The organism is Variovorax beijingensis (assembly GCF_003951285.1).
Classification (GTDB): Bacteria; Pseudomonadota; Gammaproteobacteria; order Burkholderiales; family Burkholderiaceae_C; genus Variovorax; species Variovorax beijingensis.
Genome location: NZ_RXFQ01000004.1, coordinates 318972 through 333002 on the forward strand (window position 1 = coordinate 318972; position 14031 = coordinate 333002).

General features: G+C 65.5%; 17 protein-coding genes. 5 read left to right on the forward strand and 12 right to left on the reverse strand.

Translation table 11 applies throughout. From position 1 onward, the window contains the following. Positions 1 to 71 precede the first annotated feature (71 nt). Positions 72 to 656: a hypothetical protein gene (locus EJO66_RS08920; protein ID WP_125965056.1), complete on the forward strand. Its 585-nt coding sequence runs from the start codon at positions 72 to 74 to the stop codon at positions 654 to 656. Between the two features lie 113 nt (positions 657 to 769). Here EJO66_RS08920 and EJO66_RS08925 read toward each other — a convergent pair whose 3' ends face one another. After that, positions 770 to 1483, reverse strand: a complete 714-nt coding sequence (locus EJO66_RS08925; RefSeq protein ID WP_125965057.1) for an SOS response-associated peptidase — start codon at positions 1481 to 1483, stop codon at positions 770 to 772. A 31-nt stretch (positions 1484 to 1514) separates the two neighbouring features. Further along, positions 1515 to 1697, reverse strand: a complete 183-nt coding sequence (locus tag EJO66_RS08930; RefSeq protein ID WP_125965058.1) for a hypothetical protein — start codon at positions 1695 to 1697, stop codon at positions 1515 to 1517. A gap of 59 nt (positions 1698 to 1756) precedes the next feature. On the opposite strand from EJO66_RS08930, the gene EJO66_RS08935 reads away from it, so the two are divergent. The 4 genes from EJO66_RS08935 (at position 1757) to EJO66_RS08950 (ending at position 2959) form a co-directional block, all read left to right on the forward strand. Beyond that, on the forward strand, positions 1757 to 1990 hold the full coding sequence (locus EJO66_RS08935) for a hypothetical protein (RefSeq protein WP_125965148.1): 234 nt from the start codon (positions 1757 to 1759) through the stop codon (positions 1988 to 1990). Positions 1991 to 1997: 7 nt separating this feature from the next. After that, on the forward strand, positions 1998 to 2345 hold the full coding sequence (locus tag EJO66_RS08940) for a hypothetical protein (protein WP_125965059.1): 348 nt from the start codon (positions 1998 to 2000) through the stop codon (positions 2343 to 2345). Beyond that, positions 2332 to 2562, forward strand: coding sequence for a hypothetical protein (locus EJO66_RS08945; RefSeq protein ID WP_125965060.1), 231 nt, complete (start codon positions 2332 to 2334; stop codon positions 2560 to 2562). The genes EJO66_RS08940 and EJO66_RS08945 overlap by 14 nt, the downstream gene beginning before the upstream one ends. Positions 2563 to 2692: 130 nt before the next feature. Beyond that, the gene (locus tag EJO66_RS08950; protein WP_125965061.1) at positions 2693 to 2959 is read left to right on the forward strand and encodes a hypothetical protein; all 267 of its coding nucleotides are present in this window, start codon (positions 2693 to 2695) and stop codon (positions 2957 to 2959) included. Between the two features lie 328 nt (positions 2960 to 3287). Here the strand turns inward: EJO66_RS08950 and EJO66_RS08955 are convergent, their stop codons facing one another. From EJO66_RS08955 to EJO66_RS09000, 10 genes are read right to left on the reverse strand one after another with little or no spacing between them, the layout of a single operon-like run. Next, on the reverse strand, positions 3288 to 3833 hold the full coding sequence (locus EJO66_RS08955; RefSeq protein ID WP_125965062.1) for a hypothetical protein: 546 nt from the start codon (positions 3831 to 3833) through the stop codon (positions 3288 to 3290). Further along, positions 3830 to 4414: a glycoside hydrolase family 19 protein gene (locus tag EJO66_RS08960; RefSeq protein WP_125965063.1), complete on the reverse strand. Its 585-nt coding sequence runs from the start codon at positions 4412 to 4414 to the stop codon at positions 3830 to 3832. Before EJO66_RS08960 ends, EJO66_RS08955 begins: the two co-directional genes overlap by 4 nt. After that, the gene (locus EJO66_RS08965; RefSeq protein WP_125965064.1) at positions 4411 to 4803 is read right to left on the reverse strand and encodes a hypothetical protein; all 393 of its coding nucleotides are present in this window, start codon (positions 4801 to 4803) and stop codon (positions 4411 to 4413) included. Before EJO66_RS08965 ends, EJO66_RS08960 begins: the two co-directional genes overlap by 4 nt. Then, a complete protein-coding gene (locus EJO66_RS08970; RefSeq protein WP_125965065.1) occupies positions 4793 to 5161 on the reverse strand; it encodes a hypothetical protein in 369 nt (122 codons plus the stop codon). The genes EJO66_RS08965 and EJO66_RS08970 overlap by 11 nt, the downstream gene beginning before the upstream one ends. A 22-nt stretch (positions 5162 to 5183) precedes the next feature. Continuing rightward, positions 5184 to 5417, reverse strand: coding sequence for a hypothetical protein (locus EJO66_RS08975; RefSeq protein ID WP_125965066.1), 234 nt, complete (start codon positions 5415 to 5417; stop codon positions 5184 to 5186). A gap of 2 nt (positions 5418 to 5419) precedes the next feature. Next, entirely contained in the window at positions 5420 to 7312 is a 1893-nt protein-coding gene (locus tag EJO66_RS08980) for a hypothetical protein (RefSeq protein ID WP_125965067.1), read from the reverse strand. After that, the gene (locus EJO66_RS08985) at positions 7305 to 7706 is read right to left on the reverse strand and encodes a hypothetical protein (protein WP_125965068.1); all 402 of its coding nucleotides are present in this window, start codon (positions 7704 to 7706) and stop codon (positions 7305 to 7307) included. Before EJO66_RS08985 ends, EJO66_RS08980 begins: the two co-directional genes overlap by 8 nt. Then, positions 7703 to 9205: a LamG domain-containing protein gene (locus EJO66_RS08990; RefSeq protein ID WP_125965069.1), complete on the reverse strand. Its 1503-nt coding sequence runs from the start codon at positions 9203 to 9205 to the stop codon at positions 7703 to 7705. Before EJO66_RS08990 ends, EJO66_RS08985 begins: the two co-directional genes overlap by 4 nt. Before the next feature lie 3 nt (positions 9206 to 9208). Next, positions 9209 to 10423 carry a hypothetical protein gene (locus tag EJO66_RS08995; RefSeq protein ID WP_125965070.1) on the reverse strand — a complete coding sequence of 405 codons (1215 nt, stop codon included), beginning with the start codon at positions 10421 to 10423 and terminating at the stop codon, positions 9209 to 9211. Between the two features lie 21 nt (positions 10424 to 10444). Further along, entirely contained in the window at positions 10445 to 14029 is a 3585-nt protein-coding gene (locus EJO66_RS09000) for a hypothetical protein (RefSeq protein WP_125965071.1), read from the reverse strand. Between the last annotated feature and the right edge of the window lie 2 nt (positions 14030 to 14031).

The following is a 14031-nucleotide window of genomic DNA, read 5'->3' on the forward strand; positions in this document are numbered from 1 at the left end:
TTGTTGACGCTCATCGCTCAGCATGATTTATGCTCCCCCCCGTAACATTTTGAGAAAAATGGGGAGTCGGAATGACGTTCTTGGAATCATGGGGGAAAGAAGTCGTCGCGCTGCTGGTTCCGGTAGTGACTTGGATCCTGAACGTAGGAATCAAGTCCAAAGCAAAACTCCTCTGGGCCAAGCCACATAGCTTTACCTTTCTCATCGCCGAACCCCAAATTGTTGATGGGCAGAAGGTCGCCGATCTGCAAAATGTGTACACGGCGTCATACCGCTTGGTGAACACCGGAAGAGAAGCTGCGACCAACGTTCAGGTGGTTTTCAACTGGAAACCGCGCTACGTAAATGTATGGCCCATCCGCAAGTACGAAGAGTCTGTCGATCCGGATGGCCGATGCACGTTCACGTTTTCTTCTTTCGCGCCGAAAGAAGAAGGCGGGTTTGAGGTGATGTCGATCAACGCCGCTCTGCCCGAAATAGTTTCAGTTAGAAGCGACCAGTGCGTCGCGCAGGTGGTTGGCATGCGCTGGACGAGATGGGTTCCGCAATGGCGCATCACCTTTGTGCAGTTCCTGTGCTTTTTAGGATTAGCGACACTGGTCTACGGATTCATTGTCTTAGTCCAACTCCTAGTGCTCAGGACCGTGCCAATCTGAAATCACGCAACTTGCGCGCTACGCCAGCAGATCGAACGGACGCCGACGCCGGGCATCCTCTTTTTCTTCGAGACGGCATCGCCTGATCGGTAGCGGGCACCGCCCCTCGTGTCTCAAACAAGGTCGGCTTCTGCGCCGGCCGCCGGCACAGGCCCGGCATCGAACAGTTCGACCGATGGCACCTTTAGCATCTCTTTCGCTTCCTCGACTGTGCAGGTCAGCCAGCGGTCGAAGTCGTGCGATTCGATCGGGATCAAGCTGCGCTTGTCCTGCTGATCAGGTGGCAGTTTTGGATCGGGCTTATGCATGCGCCCCATCAGCGAGTGACCGTCGGCGTTCAGCGTCAGCATCGTGTAGTTGTCCCACACCTCACCCGTCTCCTTGTCGGTCCAGGTGTTCCACAGGCCGGCCAGGCCCCATGGCGCACCGTCGGCGCGCCGGAAGCGCCACCAGACGTTCTTACCCGTCTCCCAGTTCGGCTCGTCGAAGCTGGCGGCTGGGATGATGCAGCGCTTGCCGCGGGCCCAGGCGTCTTTGTAGGTCGGAGATTTCTCCATGCCTTCGGTGCGAGCGTTCACGGTGCTCAGGCGCGTGCCGCGCGCGGTCGTCGGCACGTGCGTCTTCGACCACGGCGGGATCATCCCCCACTGCCCGACCACGAGCTCGCGCGCGTACTCCACCTCGTCGGCCCGCCGGATGAAGCTGGCCAGCGACAGCGGGAACACCGTCAGCAGATTCTCCCAATCTTTGCGCTGGTTGGACCTTCGGTCGATTCGCCAGAAGGCCTCGATCTCGCGCTGCTCCGGGCTGATGTAGCGAGTACACATCAGCTCATTCTTGCGGCGCTATCGCGCGGTGTCACTCGGTGATTGGCCTCAGCCACTCGACTGCCGCCGCCTCGGGAGACAACGTTCGCAGCCGTTCGTCGCGCCACAGATCGCGCGCGACATCCTCCAACTCAAGTGGATCGACGGTATGCCACTGCTGCTGCAGCCGATGCGCGCAGGCGGCAATCCAAAGGGGTGCGGGCACGTTTTCCATGGCCTCATTGTGACCCAGATACTGTATATTTGTACAGTACAAAGGTACTAAAGCCCGTGATGCCCGAGCCTCCCATTGAAGAAGAACTCGCCGAAATGGCGCGCCGGGCCGGCGAACTCGCCGAAGGCGAGCCGCTGCGGCCGACGCTCCTCGCGTTCGCCGATCTAGTGTCAGGCAAGTGCGCGCAGATCGGCGACCAATACGGCGACTGGGACCGGAATGCCGGCGACCACATCCGCGCTGTGATGCACGGCTTCCCTGCATTGATGCCGAAGCCGCGAGCCAGCGACTGAGACCATCATGCGAGTGAAGATGAGACCGCGATACCGCGGAGGCACCCGGCTCAGCAAGCGGGAATTTGTCGATCAGCCGTGGCTGTGCGGAATGCTGACGCTGCAGACCGTGGAAGGGCGGACTCAACTGGGCCTGTGGCACGCAAGTCCGGGTGATATGCAGCCGCCTTTGGGCATCCTCTGGCGTCCCGAACTGGTCGCCTGCGCATTCGACACCATCAGTTTTGCCGGGACTGAGCAAGCCAATGGGCGATGGTGCTATCAGGTCTGGTATTGCGAAGCGTATGGCTTGCCCTCCCCTCTCTCCCTCGAACTGCTGCAAGCGGCCTCGACAATGAACCATGAACCAAACTGAATTTTTTACCGGGCCCGCCACCATCCTTCGCATGCCGTCATGGCTGGGCAGTCACGAAGACCGGGAATTGCCGCTGGCGCCCGGCGACTACAAGGTCACGCCAGGGGAACGCTGGACGGTGACCTCGCTCAAGGACGGTTCCACGGTCTACAGCGGCATCGGGCCGGTCGAAGTCTTGCGCGACGCGCGCGTGACCGGAAAGCACTGCCACGACTGAGTTGGGGCGTGGCGCCTGGAAATGCAGTACCTCGCGCGCTCTGAGCCCTATCACTTCTGATAGTGGTAGCCCTCAGCGCTTCGCGCGAGAGTTGCGGCATGAAGCATCTCGCTTTGCGATGGAGCACGCGATGGAAGTCGATCCCCAAGTGTTCGAGACCTGGAAAAAGCTTTACTTGCGCTGGAACAAAGCGGACCGATGCGCTCGCAAAGCGCGCAGTGAGACGACGGTTGCCCTGATCAAGTGCCTCTTTGGCGCGGGCATTCCTCCAACCGTCACGCGGTTGGACAGACTTCGCAAATTGGAATACACGGCCGACCGGCTGCGCAGCGAAATGGACGCGAAGATCCTCGGCTTGCTTCCCTTTGAGCCATGGCAGAGCACCGATCTTTCGTAGAAGGCTGATCTTCCGACTCCGTTCATTCCGGCCTCCGGGAGGCTCTTTGTCGTGGGCAGCAGCAGTGAGGGCATTTGTCTCCCTGGAAAAGGTGCGTACCGCTCATGCGCGCGTGCGGCGCAATTTCTACAGTGACTTCACGGCGAAACGCCTTGCTCCAAGACTGACAAACAAGCGGCGCCGGTTGTCCACCTCACTGGAGAACGCACATGGCCAAACAGTTCGCTCAGCTCTTGGTGTCTTCGTATTTGCTGGTGTTCCTCGCTTTGTGGTTCATCATCTGAATGTGAAGCGGGCGGCCCAACCCTTGGCATCGTGCAGCCTAAAGTCAGGGCGCGGACAGCTTGCGGTCGTTGCTGATCGTGGAGAGTAGGAGCTCTACTTCTGCGTCTCGCTGCTCAACGATGAATCGACCGCTTCGAAGTAGCTCTGCACCTCGCGCAGCCAAGTCTCCGAGGACCGTGGATCGATCCGCGATACGCTGGCAGGCAGCGGGGTCACTTGCGGCTTGGCCCCGATCACGGGCGGCGAAAGCTGCGAACTGCTGGCGCATCCGCTCAGCATCACCAGCAGCAGCGCGTCGGCGACCGTCGAGCACGGCCAGTTTCTTTTCGTAGGCATCGACGTTTTCCTTTTGGGCTTTGGCATGGGCGGCCTGCATCGCGAGCACGCGCTGCAGGTCTTCGAGCGCGGCCAGCGCGCGGCGGGTGTTCTCGGCCTGACGGTCAAGCTTTTCATCGGAGACGGCCTTCTGTGCCTTGGACACATCGGCCCTCGCCTTGAGTACCTGCGTGCGCTCGACGCCTGCCACAGCAAGCGCCAACGCCAGCAGCAGCGCCCACAGCCACGACGGCACGATGTCGAGGAACTTCATTGGCTCAGCACCTTGTACGCGCGCGCCGTGATCGTCTTGCGCTCCGCGAGCTTCAGGCGCGCGGGTCCATTCACGCGCCCGGTCACGTCGTAGACATCGCCACGCTCGGCCGCCGGCATGCAGTCCTTGAACACCGCGAAGAACCAGCACGCCGAGTGCGCCGCGTATTGCGGCTGCAGCAGCAGCTCGGGATGGCGGCGGAAGTCCACGCCGAGCGCATGGCCCGCGGCGACGTAGGCGTCTTCCCAAGTGAGCTGAATGAGGCCGCGGCCGTGGAAGCCTTTGTAGCGAAGCATGCTCAGCCCTCGGGGGTTGCGCACGTACTCTTCGGCCCGATAGCCACCCTTGACGAACAGGCTTGGGAAGATCTCGCGCAGCCGCGCCGGCGTCGTGTAGTTGAGGTTTTCCTCGACCTTCTGCAGCGCGTCGGATTCGATGGCGAGCTGCCCGAGGAAGACCGCCATCGCGTTGACGGAGTGAATGCCGAAGCGGTTCATGCCGTCCGCCAGGTGCAGGGTGTAGCGCTCGGCGTCGGCGCGTGCGGCACCGGTGCAGTCGATAAGGGTCTGGGTGTCGATCATGGTTTCTTGAGTTCCTTCGCCGCGGTCTTCGCGGCCTGGTTGGCGACCTGTGCGGCGGTCTGCGCAGTGCTTGCGGCTTCACCCGCGGTCTGCGCAGCGCTCGCCGCGGTGTCGGCCGCGCGGTTGACGCGGCCAGTGAGAGAAGAAAGGCGGTCGCCGAAGGCCTCGCGCAGCCGCGCAATCTCGGCGAGGTGGTCTTCGCGCTGGCGCGTCATCTGCGCTTCAGCGTTGCGGGCGGCCCAGAAATAGCCGGAGCCGAAGCCGCCAAGGAAGAGGCTTCCCACGACACCCACGGTCTCGAAGAACCGGCGCCACTGGCGCGGTGGGCGCACGCGCGGCAGAACTTCGAGCGGCGCGCGATCCGAATCGATGTGCGAATCACTGTGCATGCAGTTGCTCCTTCAATTGGCGGACCTGGTCGCGCAGCGAGGCCAGCTCAGCGGTCTGCGCGGCGAGGGTTTCGTTCATGGCCTTAAGCTGCCCCTTCATTTCCCACAGCTCTTTCAAGGCTTCGTTGCGCTCGGCCGCGAACTTGTCCGCCCGCTCTTCGGCCTTCAGGCGCGCGGCGCGCTCGCCTTCGAGCAGTTCCTTCCACGTCCCGAGCGCCGCAATCTGCCCTTCGCTGTCGGCCCGCTCCTTCGCATCGGTGGGCTGCTGCTTGCGCCACACCTGATAGCCGCCGGCGGCCGAAAGAATGAGGAACGCCAACTGCGCAATCGGATTGCCGGCGATGTCGCCCATGTCCATGAGGTGCCTCTTCTCTTCCGTCTTAAATTTCGAACTGCACGAGCGGCATGCCGGCGGGCGCGTCGCCCTCGATCACGCCGTCGCGGACAAACACCTCGGCGCCGATGGCCCGGTCGCCCACGCCGCGCGCCGTGAGCACGCCGCCGCCAGGCAGCACCAGCCGCGCGATATCGCCATCGATGGCCGTCACGGTCGCGATCTGCAGCGGCGTGGCCGGCAGAAGTTCAAGGAAGACGCTGTAGGGATTGCGGCTCATGCTCAGACCTCCACATGCGTTTCGACGGTGAGCGTCTGGCGCAACGTCGGCCAGGCCTCATCGAGCGCGATGCTGCGCACAAGGCCCAGGCGCAACGCATCGCCGCCGTCGTAGCGCACCAGCGAGCCCGGCAGGATCAAGCCCGTTTCCTGCAGCACCGGCATGCGCAGGCTCACATGCGCCTGCCGGCCGGTGTCGCTCAGCACGGCCAGGCCGCGCTGCATGGCGGCATCGCCGTGCGTCATCAAGGGATGTGTGACCATGGGCGCCGCGTAGTCGCCGGCCGTGCCGCTGCGCGTGAGGTCGCCACGCACGCCGTCGCTCGTGGTGCCGTAGACGAAGGCGCGGTTGTAGGCGGGCCGCCGGACCCACTCGATGCCCTCCACCGAGACCACATCGGCGGGCAGCACGTAGTCAGGGGTGAGCGTGTGCCACATCCACGGCGCGGCCGGATAGCGCGGCAGGATGCGCAGTGTCGGCTCGGTGTTGTGCGGCTGCACGATGGCGCCGGCCGCCGTGGCGATGTCGAGCACCGCCGCAATCGGCGTGCCCTGGAAGGCCCACGTCCCACCCGGCACAAACCAATCGCCGATGCGGTAGTCGATGGCCCAGCCGTTGTTCACGCCGTTGATCGTCATGGCGAGCGCCATGAGCTGCGCCGCCGTGCGCCCCGAGGCGGATGCAAAGTTCTGCTCCGACACATAAGGCTGGTCGAGCAGCGCGGCGCGGCCCTTGCCCCGCACGCGTACATCCGCGCGCGCAAAGCGCCGCTCGCGCGCCGGGTTGTCGGCCACGAGCCGATAAGGCACGCCGTTGACCATCGCCAGCAATTCGGCCGGATCGCCGTTGCTGTCCTCCTGCACCAGCGGCAGCGCCGAGCCCGGCAGCGTCGCGCTCCATTGCCAGGTCCACGAGTCGGCATCGAGTGACATCGAGAAGCCTCTGGCCTCGACGACTTGTCCGCCATTCACGCGCGTGAGCGCAATGCTGTTTTCCACGGAATAGACCTCCAAGACGGGCACCACGACCGTTTGCCCGGTGCCAGGCGGCGGCGCGTGCCGCTCGCAAAAGAAAATGAGCGTGGTGGCGTGCTTCTGCAGCTCACGAAACTCGAGCCTGGTCGAGGGCACATAGCAGGGATCGACCTCGGGCGGCACGAGGACCGAACGCCCCGGCCGCGGCGCCATGGCCGCCTGCCAGCGCACCAGCCATCCCCGCTCGATGAGCTGCGCCACGCCGAAGCCTTCGCCATGACGATGCGCGAGGTTCGCGGCCTCTTGCCACGGCGAGTGCACGGCGCGCCGCATGCGCTCGGCTTCCTGATAGCGCACCCCCAGCGCCGCCGGCGCGAGCTGCTGTGTCGCCTGCCACCGCACGCGCGCCGCGTTGCGGGCACGGCCTGCCTCTTGCCAGCGAAGTCCGGTCGAGGTCGAGACCGATACGGCCGCCTGGTGCCGCACGGCCACCTGGTTGCGCGCACGGCCCGCCTCTTGCCAAACCGACGCCGCCACGCCCGCCCGCAGCTCGGCACGCTGCCAGCGCGACACCCGACCGACATTCCCGCGTGCGGCGCCCTGGTGCCGCGCCACGGTCCCGGCGCTCGCCGGCGCCGCCACCTGCCACCCCGACGACACCTTGCCCACGAGCGGGCGCTGCGTAGCGCTGTCGTAACGCACCGCGCCGCTCAACATGAAAGCCGGCAGCGGAATGGCGCCCGAGGCGGTCGCGCGCGGCGGCAGCGAAACAGAGATGTTCCCTGCGACCATGAACGCCGGCAGCGGAATCGTCCCGCTCGCCACGGCCCCGCCGCTCGAAGGCGCGTCAGGTTCGCCGAAGATGAGGATGTTCGGCGGGCCGCCGGGCGGCGGCCGACGGAAGATCAGGTCTTCAACCAAGGACCACGCTCCCCAGGTAGAAGCGCCCGCCCTGATAGATCTTCCCCTCGGGATCGCTCGCCGGCGGGTCGATGACTTCGATCTTCACCTGACCCGAGCCAGATGGCCCGCTCACGGTGAAATCCGCGATCCATGTGCCATCCGCCAGCTCGACGCGACCCCAGGACGCGATACCCGTCGCTTCGGCCATGTCGCCCCCGGCGTCGGCCTGCACGAGCGTGAGCTGCCCCGCCTCGATGGCACCCGCCGGCACGGCCAGGACCGCCGCGGCGAGCCGCGTCGTGATTGCGCCGCCGTCCGACGGCTTCACGCCATCGCACACGACGAAGCGCGCGGCTTCACCGAGCAGCCCAACGAGGCCTTGCAACATGGCGTTGATGGCAAGAACGTTCATGGCATCACCTCCACCTTGCCATTCGCGAGCGTGAGGCCGTCCGCCACTACGGCACGCTTTCCATGCGCCTGGTAGTAGGCCAGGACCGTGTAGCTCTCCAGCTCATCGATCCACTGGAAGTCGTAGGAACCGTCTGCGCCGCTCCATGTCTCGCGCACGACCAAGCCATCGACCTCACGCACCAAGCGAACGCGGCAGGGATAGGGCTTGTTGAGCGGGTTCACATAGTCGAGCGTGGCACCGCGCACGCGGCCGACACCTCGCCCGAGGAACCCGGTCAAGTAGTCTTTTCGTCCGCGACGCAACGCTTCGAGGCTGGTGCGCCCCAACAGCATCGGCACGCTCAAGGGGGTCGGCACCCGGAGCAAGCCCGAGAGCGATGTGCCCGCCGCCGGAGACACGTCGATGAGCATCGGATTGTCCTGGGGCAGCGCTGCGGCAGGAGGCATGAACGGGACGGTGTATCGCGCGATGCCTTTGGTGACGCGCACGCAGTCGAAGAAGCCGTCGGCAGGGTTCAGATTTCCGCCATAGCTCTCGACATACTCACCGATGCGGAGGACGCCTTCGCCGACGCCATACACCGCCGTGTCGGCGAGCTCTCCCGCTGCTGCGCCGTCAAAGAAGAAGCGACCGACGCCCGACTGCCTGCTGTACGCCAGGTGGTGCCACGCCCCATCCATCGCACTGGTCGTATTGGTCGAGAAGAACGACGAGTTGAGCGCAGGCATCTGCATCTTCCCGTCAGCCAGGACGAAGCGCCAATGTCCTGGGCCGAAGGCGTATCCGTTCATGATGAGACCTCGAACCCCGGTACCGGCCACGCGAGACTTGAAGAACGTCTCTACGGTGAAATCGCCGGAGCCAAACGCGTAGGTGTCTTTCACGTTGGTCAGCGTCACGCCGTTGGACCCGTATGGCGTGGTGCCACCAGCCTGCAAGGCGCCCGTGCCAAACCTTGCGTTCGCGCTCAACGCTGCATTGCTGCCAACGGTCAAGGTTGCGCCTTCGAGAGCCTCGTTGGCGATGACGCCTCCATCGAAGTTCATCATCAGCACGGTCCCCTTCAGAGGATCGATGGGGCGCCGGCGGCTGACCGTTTTGTGTCGAATCCCCGGCCACGCAATGCCCGACAGAACAGCGTAGTCGGTCCACGAACTACTGTCGTCGGAGTACTGGATTCGCGCGGCGAGCAAGAAGCGCACGGCCGATCCGCCCCCGCCGAGTCGGATGTCGGTGACCTCCACGTCCCCACCCGCTCCGAAGTCCCAGGTCAATACCAACATGGGCACCGCGGCGGCCGACCAAGTCGCGCTGGTCGCAAGGTCGTCATCCTTCAAGCTGGGCAGCGCCCCTTCGCTCGGAGCGATGGAACTCGCGAGCAAAGCCGGCTCATCGACCCGGACGGTGCCCGCGAGCAGGTGAAACTCGGACAGCTCGAGGCCTGCAGATCCGTAGGTCTGCAACGCTGCCGCGCGCCAATAGCGATGGGCTGCCATCGCTCAGCGCCACGGCCCTGTACGGTCAACCCACAGGCACCCGGAATTGGTGCTGTTTGGCTGCGTGTTCGTGTTCGGGTTCCCCGTCTGGAGCGCCATGAGGGTTCTACCGGCAAGGGCATCGGTGCCCGGAGCGGTGTCCAGATGCTTGAAAGTGTCGAACGCGAGCGTCTGCGGCTGGTGATACAGGCCAGGAATATCCGCACGGGGGTGGTTGCCGTCAGCCGTGAGGTATTTCCGTGACAGCTTCAGCGTGCCGTCGATCTTGCTCGGGAACTGGCCGAGCGTCGGATCTGCGCCGGACATTGGGGCCGAAGCGCCGGTGTAGTTGTAGACCCACTGACGCACAGCCGAGCCAAGGCCGGTGAAGTCCCGCGGAGATGCACTACGAGCCAGAGCGGTACCTGTATGACCATCGATGCCGCCTTCGTACATGCTCATCGAGTTGGACTCGTTGGAATAGTTGAGCATGCACGCATAGGGATCCCCACCGGGACGCAGCGGCAGCATATCGCCGAAGCCGCGAACCCACCCTGAGCTCCACGTGCTGCTTGAAGAAGAGTGCACCGCGACAAACAGGTAGAAGGCTCGCGTATCGCCCACCAGCGTCCAAGCCACCGCCGTCGCTGTCGCGTTTGCACTCTTCGGCCAATAGCCGCCGCCGGCAATCTGCGCCGCGCTCGGGAACGGCCCGACGCCGGTGGTGGCATCTGACATTGATTCGTAGCCGATGACGCGCGCGAAAGTCGGCGCAGCGTCATCGACCCGCAGGAACATGCCGAAGCTGGCGGGATCGGCCGACCTGTACGCGCCGCCGTTGGCAAAGCTGAATGGCTTCAGCCAACCGAGCGGCGCCATCTTCATCGTGATGGTCCCGGTGTATGCGCCGTCCGGGAGACTGGTCACGAAAGTCACGGCGTTGGCATTCGGCTTGCCGATTACCCTCTGCTCGCCGTTCATTCCCGCCCATCCAGTCGGGCCGCCGGTCACTCCGGAAATCAGCACCACGGCATCGGGAAGGGCCGCGTGGTCCCCGGTGTATGCAGCCGTCGCCACCCCACCGGCAACCGTGAGAGAGCCGAGCGTCTTGAGGTCGAAGCCATCCTTCAGACATGCATCGAGCAGGGCAATCATGGAGCCGGCGGTACCGGACAGTGCCGGCGCACCCGACATCTGGCTCGTGAAGTATTTGACGCTGGTGTCTACAGGGGAAGTCATACGGATTTGCTCTCTCTTGAATCAGGGACGGTCCACGCCGATGCGCACGAGCAACTCGAACGAGTCATCGAGCACGGTCTCGGCGCCCATCTGCACGGTGCGGATGACGACGAAGGGGAACGTGGCCGCCACGGTGTTGAAGCGGATGACGGCGCCGGCGGGCCAGCCGCCCGAGCCGAAGCCGGCCGCGGGAATGCGCATGTACGGCACGCCCGAAGGGCCGACCGGCTCGCAGTCCGCCGTCAGGCTCTGGCCCGTCACGATCTGGCCGACGTGCTCGCCGACCAGGTTGTAGGCCGTGCCGCTGCCGTTGATCTGGATGCGCCAGCGCTCGGTGACGGCGCCCTTGTTCGTGACGGTGATCGGGTAGTCGATGTCGTTGAAGGTCGGATCGGCCGGGTTGCCGATGAGGCTGTCGGACCATTGGCCCGTCCAGCTCTGCTGGTCGAACAGGAGCGACACACGGGCCTTCACGTCACCCATGCGGACCACACTGCTCACGTAGGTGTCGCCGGCCGTGTAGTCGTGCGACAGGCGGCTCGCGAACGACAGGCGCCCATCGATCGACACATCGGTGAGGGTCAGCATGTCCTCGGTGGTGTGCTCGTAGACGACAGGCTGCGCAAAGGCCGAGGCGTCGGTGATCGTGAGCTCGCCGGCGTCGAGATTGCGCGTGTACCCCGTCTCGATGGCGAGGCCATCGGCCCCGATGAGGCGAGTGCGCGAGAGCCGTTCGCGGCCGGCGCTGAGCGTCTGGCCGTTCGACACCACGGCCGCCGGCAGGCGCTTGGTGTTGCCGATGACCACGAGGCCACCTTTGCGGAAGATCGGCACGCGGCCATCGGCCGGCAGGCGCACCGGGTCAAGGCCGAGCAACGTCGCATCCACGGGCAGCGAGGTGGTCGCGACCGCGTTGTAGCGAATCGTGCTGGCGAACACGGGAACCGGCTTCCAGATCTTGCCGTCGCTGCCGACCGCATCGGCGTGGTACCACGGCTCCGACTCATTGCCGGCGGCCGTCACCCAATCCCCGAAACGCACCTTGACGACGCCCGTCGAGGCGTCCACGGTGCCGCGCACATTGGCGCCGCTGATGAGACCCATGAGGTCGGCCGTGACGTTGACCGTGCCGCCGTTGAGCTTGGTTGCCAGGAGCTGCAGCGTGCCCGGGCTGATCGGCGCCACGGGCGTGCGGAACACCACGTACTCCACCGGCTGGCCGCTGAGCGCCGTGAGCAAGCTATTCACCGTGACCGTGCTCGATGCCGAAGCCGGCCACGCATCGAGGCTGGCGGTGTTGGTCGCGTAGTCGTAGCTGCCCGCCTGTGTGGCCGCGCCGGTGGCCGGGTCGAGGTCGGTGTACAGCGCACCCGCCCGGTCGAAGTAGGTCTTCCCGCCCACCGTGAAATTCACGCTGCCCGGCACGCCGACCTCGCTCGCGTTCGGCAGGAGCTGGATGGAAAGCTTGGGCTGATTGAAAACCTGGCTCTTCGCGGTGCCGGCGCCGGCGACCCGGAAATCGGCCGTCACCAGCGCCGAGGCGTCCGCCGGCAGCGTGGCATTGAGCGGCACGTAGGTGTAGCCCGTCAGCGTGTTGCGGAAGGCGCCAGGCAGCGCCGGCGAGAGCACCGTGCCCAGGATGCCCAGCTGGTTCACGGCCCACTGCGGCACCGGCACCGTCACGACCGCTTCCGGGTAGAGCTTGGCGACGCCGGTCGCGTAGGTGATCGTGCCGAACTCGACGCCCAGTCCATCCACGAGCTTGCCGCTGCCGTCGTCGGTGATGGTCTTCGTCGAGGCGAAGTTCTGCGGCACCCAGAGGTCGGCCGGCACGCCGCCGGTGGACATCAGCACGAGATTCCAGCTCAGCGCCAGCGAGCGCGGCGCAATGTTGGTCTTGCCGAGGTTCAAGGTGATGCCGCCATCGACATCCCGCGCCGGCGCCGGGAACGCCTTGGCCTCGGGCAGGCCGTGGCTGTAGGCCACGGTGAAGGCCACCGACGACGCCGGCAGCGTGTTCGGCTTCAGGTCGATGCTGCTGGTCGCGTAGTTGACCGGGCCGGTGGCGTCGCCCGTGAGCACACCGCTGCCGTTGTCGCTCGCGTGGCGGGCCGCGCCGTCGTTCCAGTCCACCGCGATGGTGCTCGCCTGCGCGGCCTGGTTGTCGAGCGCCAGGCGGATCAACACCGCCGAAGGCAGAACGCCGCTGCGGTCGCGGTAGTTGGCTTTCGCGCCCCAGAAGTACAGCACCTCGCTGCCCACGTCCGGCAGCACGCCGAGCGTGGGCGCGACGGTGCCCGTCGTGTAGTCCACGGTGCCCGAGCCGATGCTCGAATCGGCGCCGCGCAACCGGCCGGCGCCGTCGTCGGCCAGCTCGTACCAGTTGGCCCCGGCGCGGTAGGCCACGCGCAAGGTGCCAGGGGCCGGCGGCGGCAGGATGGTCAGCGGATAGTTGACGCGGCGGTTTTCTGCATTGACGGCGATGGATGCCGAGTCAGCCAGCTCAATCGGCGCCGCGGCCGGGCCGAAGGTGATGGCCTTCGTGCCGCCGATCTGCGGCGCATCGCTCGCAAAGGTCAACGTGCCGCCCACATAGGAGGCCGTGCCGATGGTGAGCGCGCCGAGCTTGAGCCGGCCGCCGTCGTCGGTGATCGTGCCGGCGCCGGTCGCAATGGACAGCGTGCCGGCATAGAAGGGATTGCCGAGCGTGAACGTGGCGTTCGGACCGAAGAGCGCGCCGGTGGTCAGCGTGACGATGCCGGCACCCGAACGCACGAGCGCGATGGAAGAGCCGGCGGCCGAGGTGTCGGTGATCGAGATCTCGGTGGTCGAGGTCGGCGCAAGCTGGGTGTCGATGCGGTCCACCTTCACCGACAGGTCGCCGGTGGTGGCGTTCACCACCAGCCGGGACACGCCGTAGAAGCGCGCCGCATCGGCCACGAGCATGCGATTGATCGTCGCCGCGGTCTGGGTGCGCTCGAAGAGGCGGTTGGCCGCGGTGCCGGCGTAGTCGTGCTTGAGGCCGTCCTGCAGCTCGCAGACGCACACCTGCGCCTGATAGTCCACGAAGCCGCTGCCCGTGGAATAGCTGTAGGTGCGGTCCTCCACCTTCACTTCGGTGAGACGCACGGCCTCGCTCACGCCGCCGCCGCTGATCTGCAGGGTGCTGTTCACGTTCGGCGGGGTGGCGCCGGGCCGCTGGAAGATCAGCATGGAGCGCTGCCCCTGCACATGGTTCGCCAGCAGGTAGCCGGTGAATTCCTCGCCGGGCGTCGTGTAGGCCTCAATCCGGCTCTGAATCGCGGCGCGGCGGTCGAAGAAGTCGTTCGTGACGAACAGGGTCACCGACACGTTCGGGTCGAGCGGCGGCCGGGTGATGCCGACCGTTCCGCCGAGGGCCGTGTCGGTGTTGAGCGTCTGCACCGTGGCGGCCACCTTCATGATGGACACATCGCCTTGGGCGCGGTCCACCTCGCTGATGTCCTTCATGATGGCGTTGCTCTTGCCATCCGGGATGACGGTCGAGGTCGGCGCACCGCCGCCCTCTGGCACGTCATCCATCACCTGCGTGGTGACGAGCTTGATGTCGGATTCGAGAATGGTCATGG

Coding starts and splice junctions, on each gene's coding strand:
- EJO66_RS08920 (WP_125965056.1), top strand. CDS start 72: ATGACGTTCTTGGAATCATGGGGGAAAGAAGTCGTCGCGCTGCTGGTT.
- EJO66_RS08925 (WP_125965057.1), bottom strand. CDS start 1,483: ATGTGTACTCGCTACATCAGCCCGGAGCAGCGCGAGATCGAGGCCTTC.
- EJO66_RS08930 (WP_125965058.1), bottom strand. CDS start 1,697: ATGGAAAACGTGCCCGCACCCCTTTGGATTGCCGCCTGCGCGCATCGG.
- EJO66_RS08935 (WP_125965148.1), top strand. CDS start 1,757: ATGCCCGAGCCTCCCATTGAAGAAGAACTCGCCGAAATGGCGCGCCGG.
- EJO66_RS08940 (WP_125965059.1), top strand. CDS start 1,998: ATGCGAGTGAAGATGAGACCGCGATACCGCGGAGGCACCCGGCTCAGC.
- EJO66_RS08945 (WP_125965060.1), top strand. CDS start 2,332: ATGAACCAAACTGAATTTTTTACCGGGCCCGCCACCATCCTTCGCATG.
- EJO66_RS08950 (WP_125965061.1), top strand. CDS start 2,693: ATGGAAGTCGATCCCCAAGTGTTCGAGACCTGGAAAAAGCTTTACTTG.
- EJO66_RS08955 (WP_125965062.1), bottom strand. CDS start 3,833: ATGAAGTTCCTCGACATCGTGCCGTCGTGGCTGTGGGCGCTGCTGCTG.
- EJO66_RS08960 (WP_125965063.1), bottom strand. CDS start 4,414: ATGATCGACACCCAGACCCTTATCGACTGCACCGGTGCCGCACGCGCC.
- EJO66_RS08965 (WP_125965064.1), bottom strand. CDS start 4,803: ATGCACAGTGATTCGCACATCGATTCGGATCGCGCGCCGCTCGAAGTT.
- EJO66_RS08970 (WP_125965065.1), bottom strand. CDS start 5,161: ATGGACATGGGCGACATCGCCGGCAATCCGATTGCGCAGTTGGCGTTC.
- EJO66_RS08975 (WP_125965066.1), bottom strand. CDS start 5,417: ATGAGCCGCAATCCCTACAGCGTCTTCCTTGAACTTCTGCCGGCCACG.
- EJO66_RS08985 (WP_125965068.1), bottom strand. CDS start 7,706: ATGAACGTTCTTGCCATCAACGCCATGTTGCAAGGCCTCGTTGGGCTG.
- EJO66_RS08990 (WP_125965069.1), bottom strand. CDS start 9,205: ATGGCAGCCCATCGCTATTGGCGCGCGGCAGCGTTGCAGACCTACGGA.
- EJO66_RS08995 (WP_125965070.1), bottom strand. CDS start 10,423: ATGACTTCCCCTGTAGACACCAGCGTCAAATACTTCACGAGCCAGATG.
- EJO66_RS09000 (WP_125965071.1), bottom strand. CDS start 14,029: ATGACCATTCTCGAATCCGACATCAAGCTCGTCACCACGCAGGTGATG.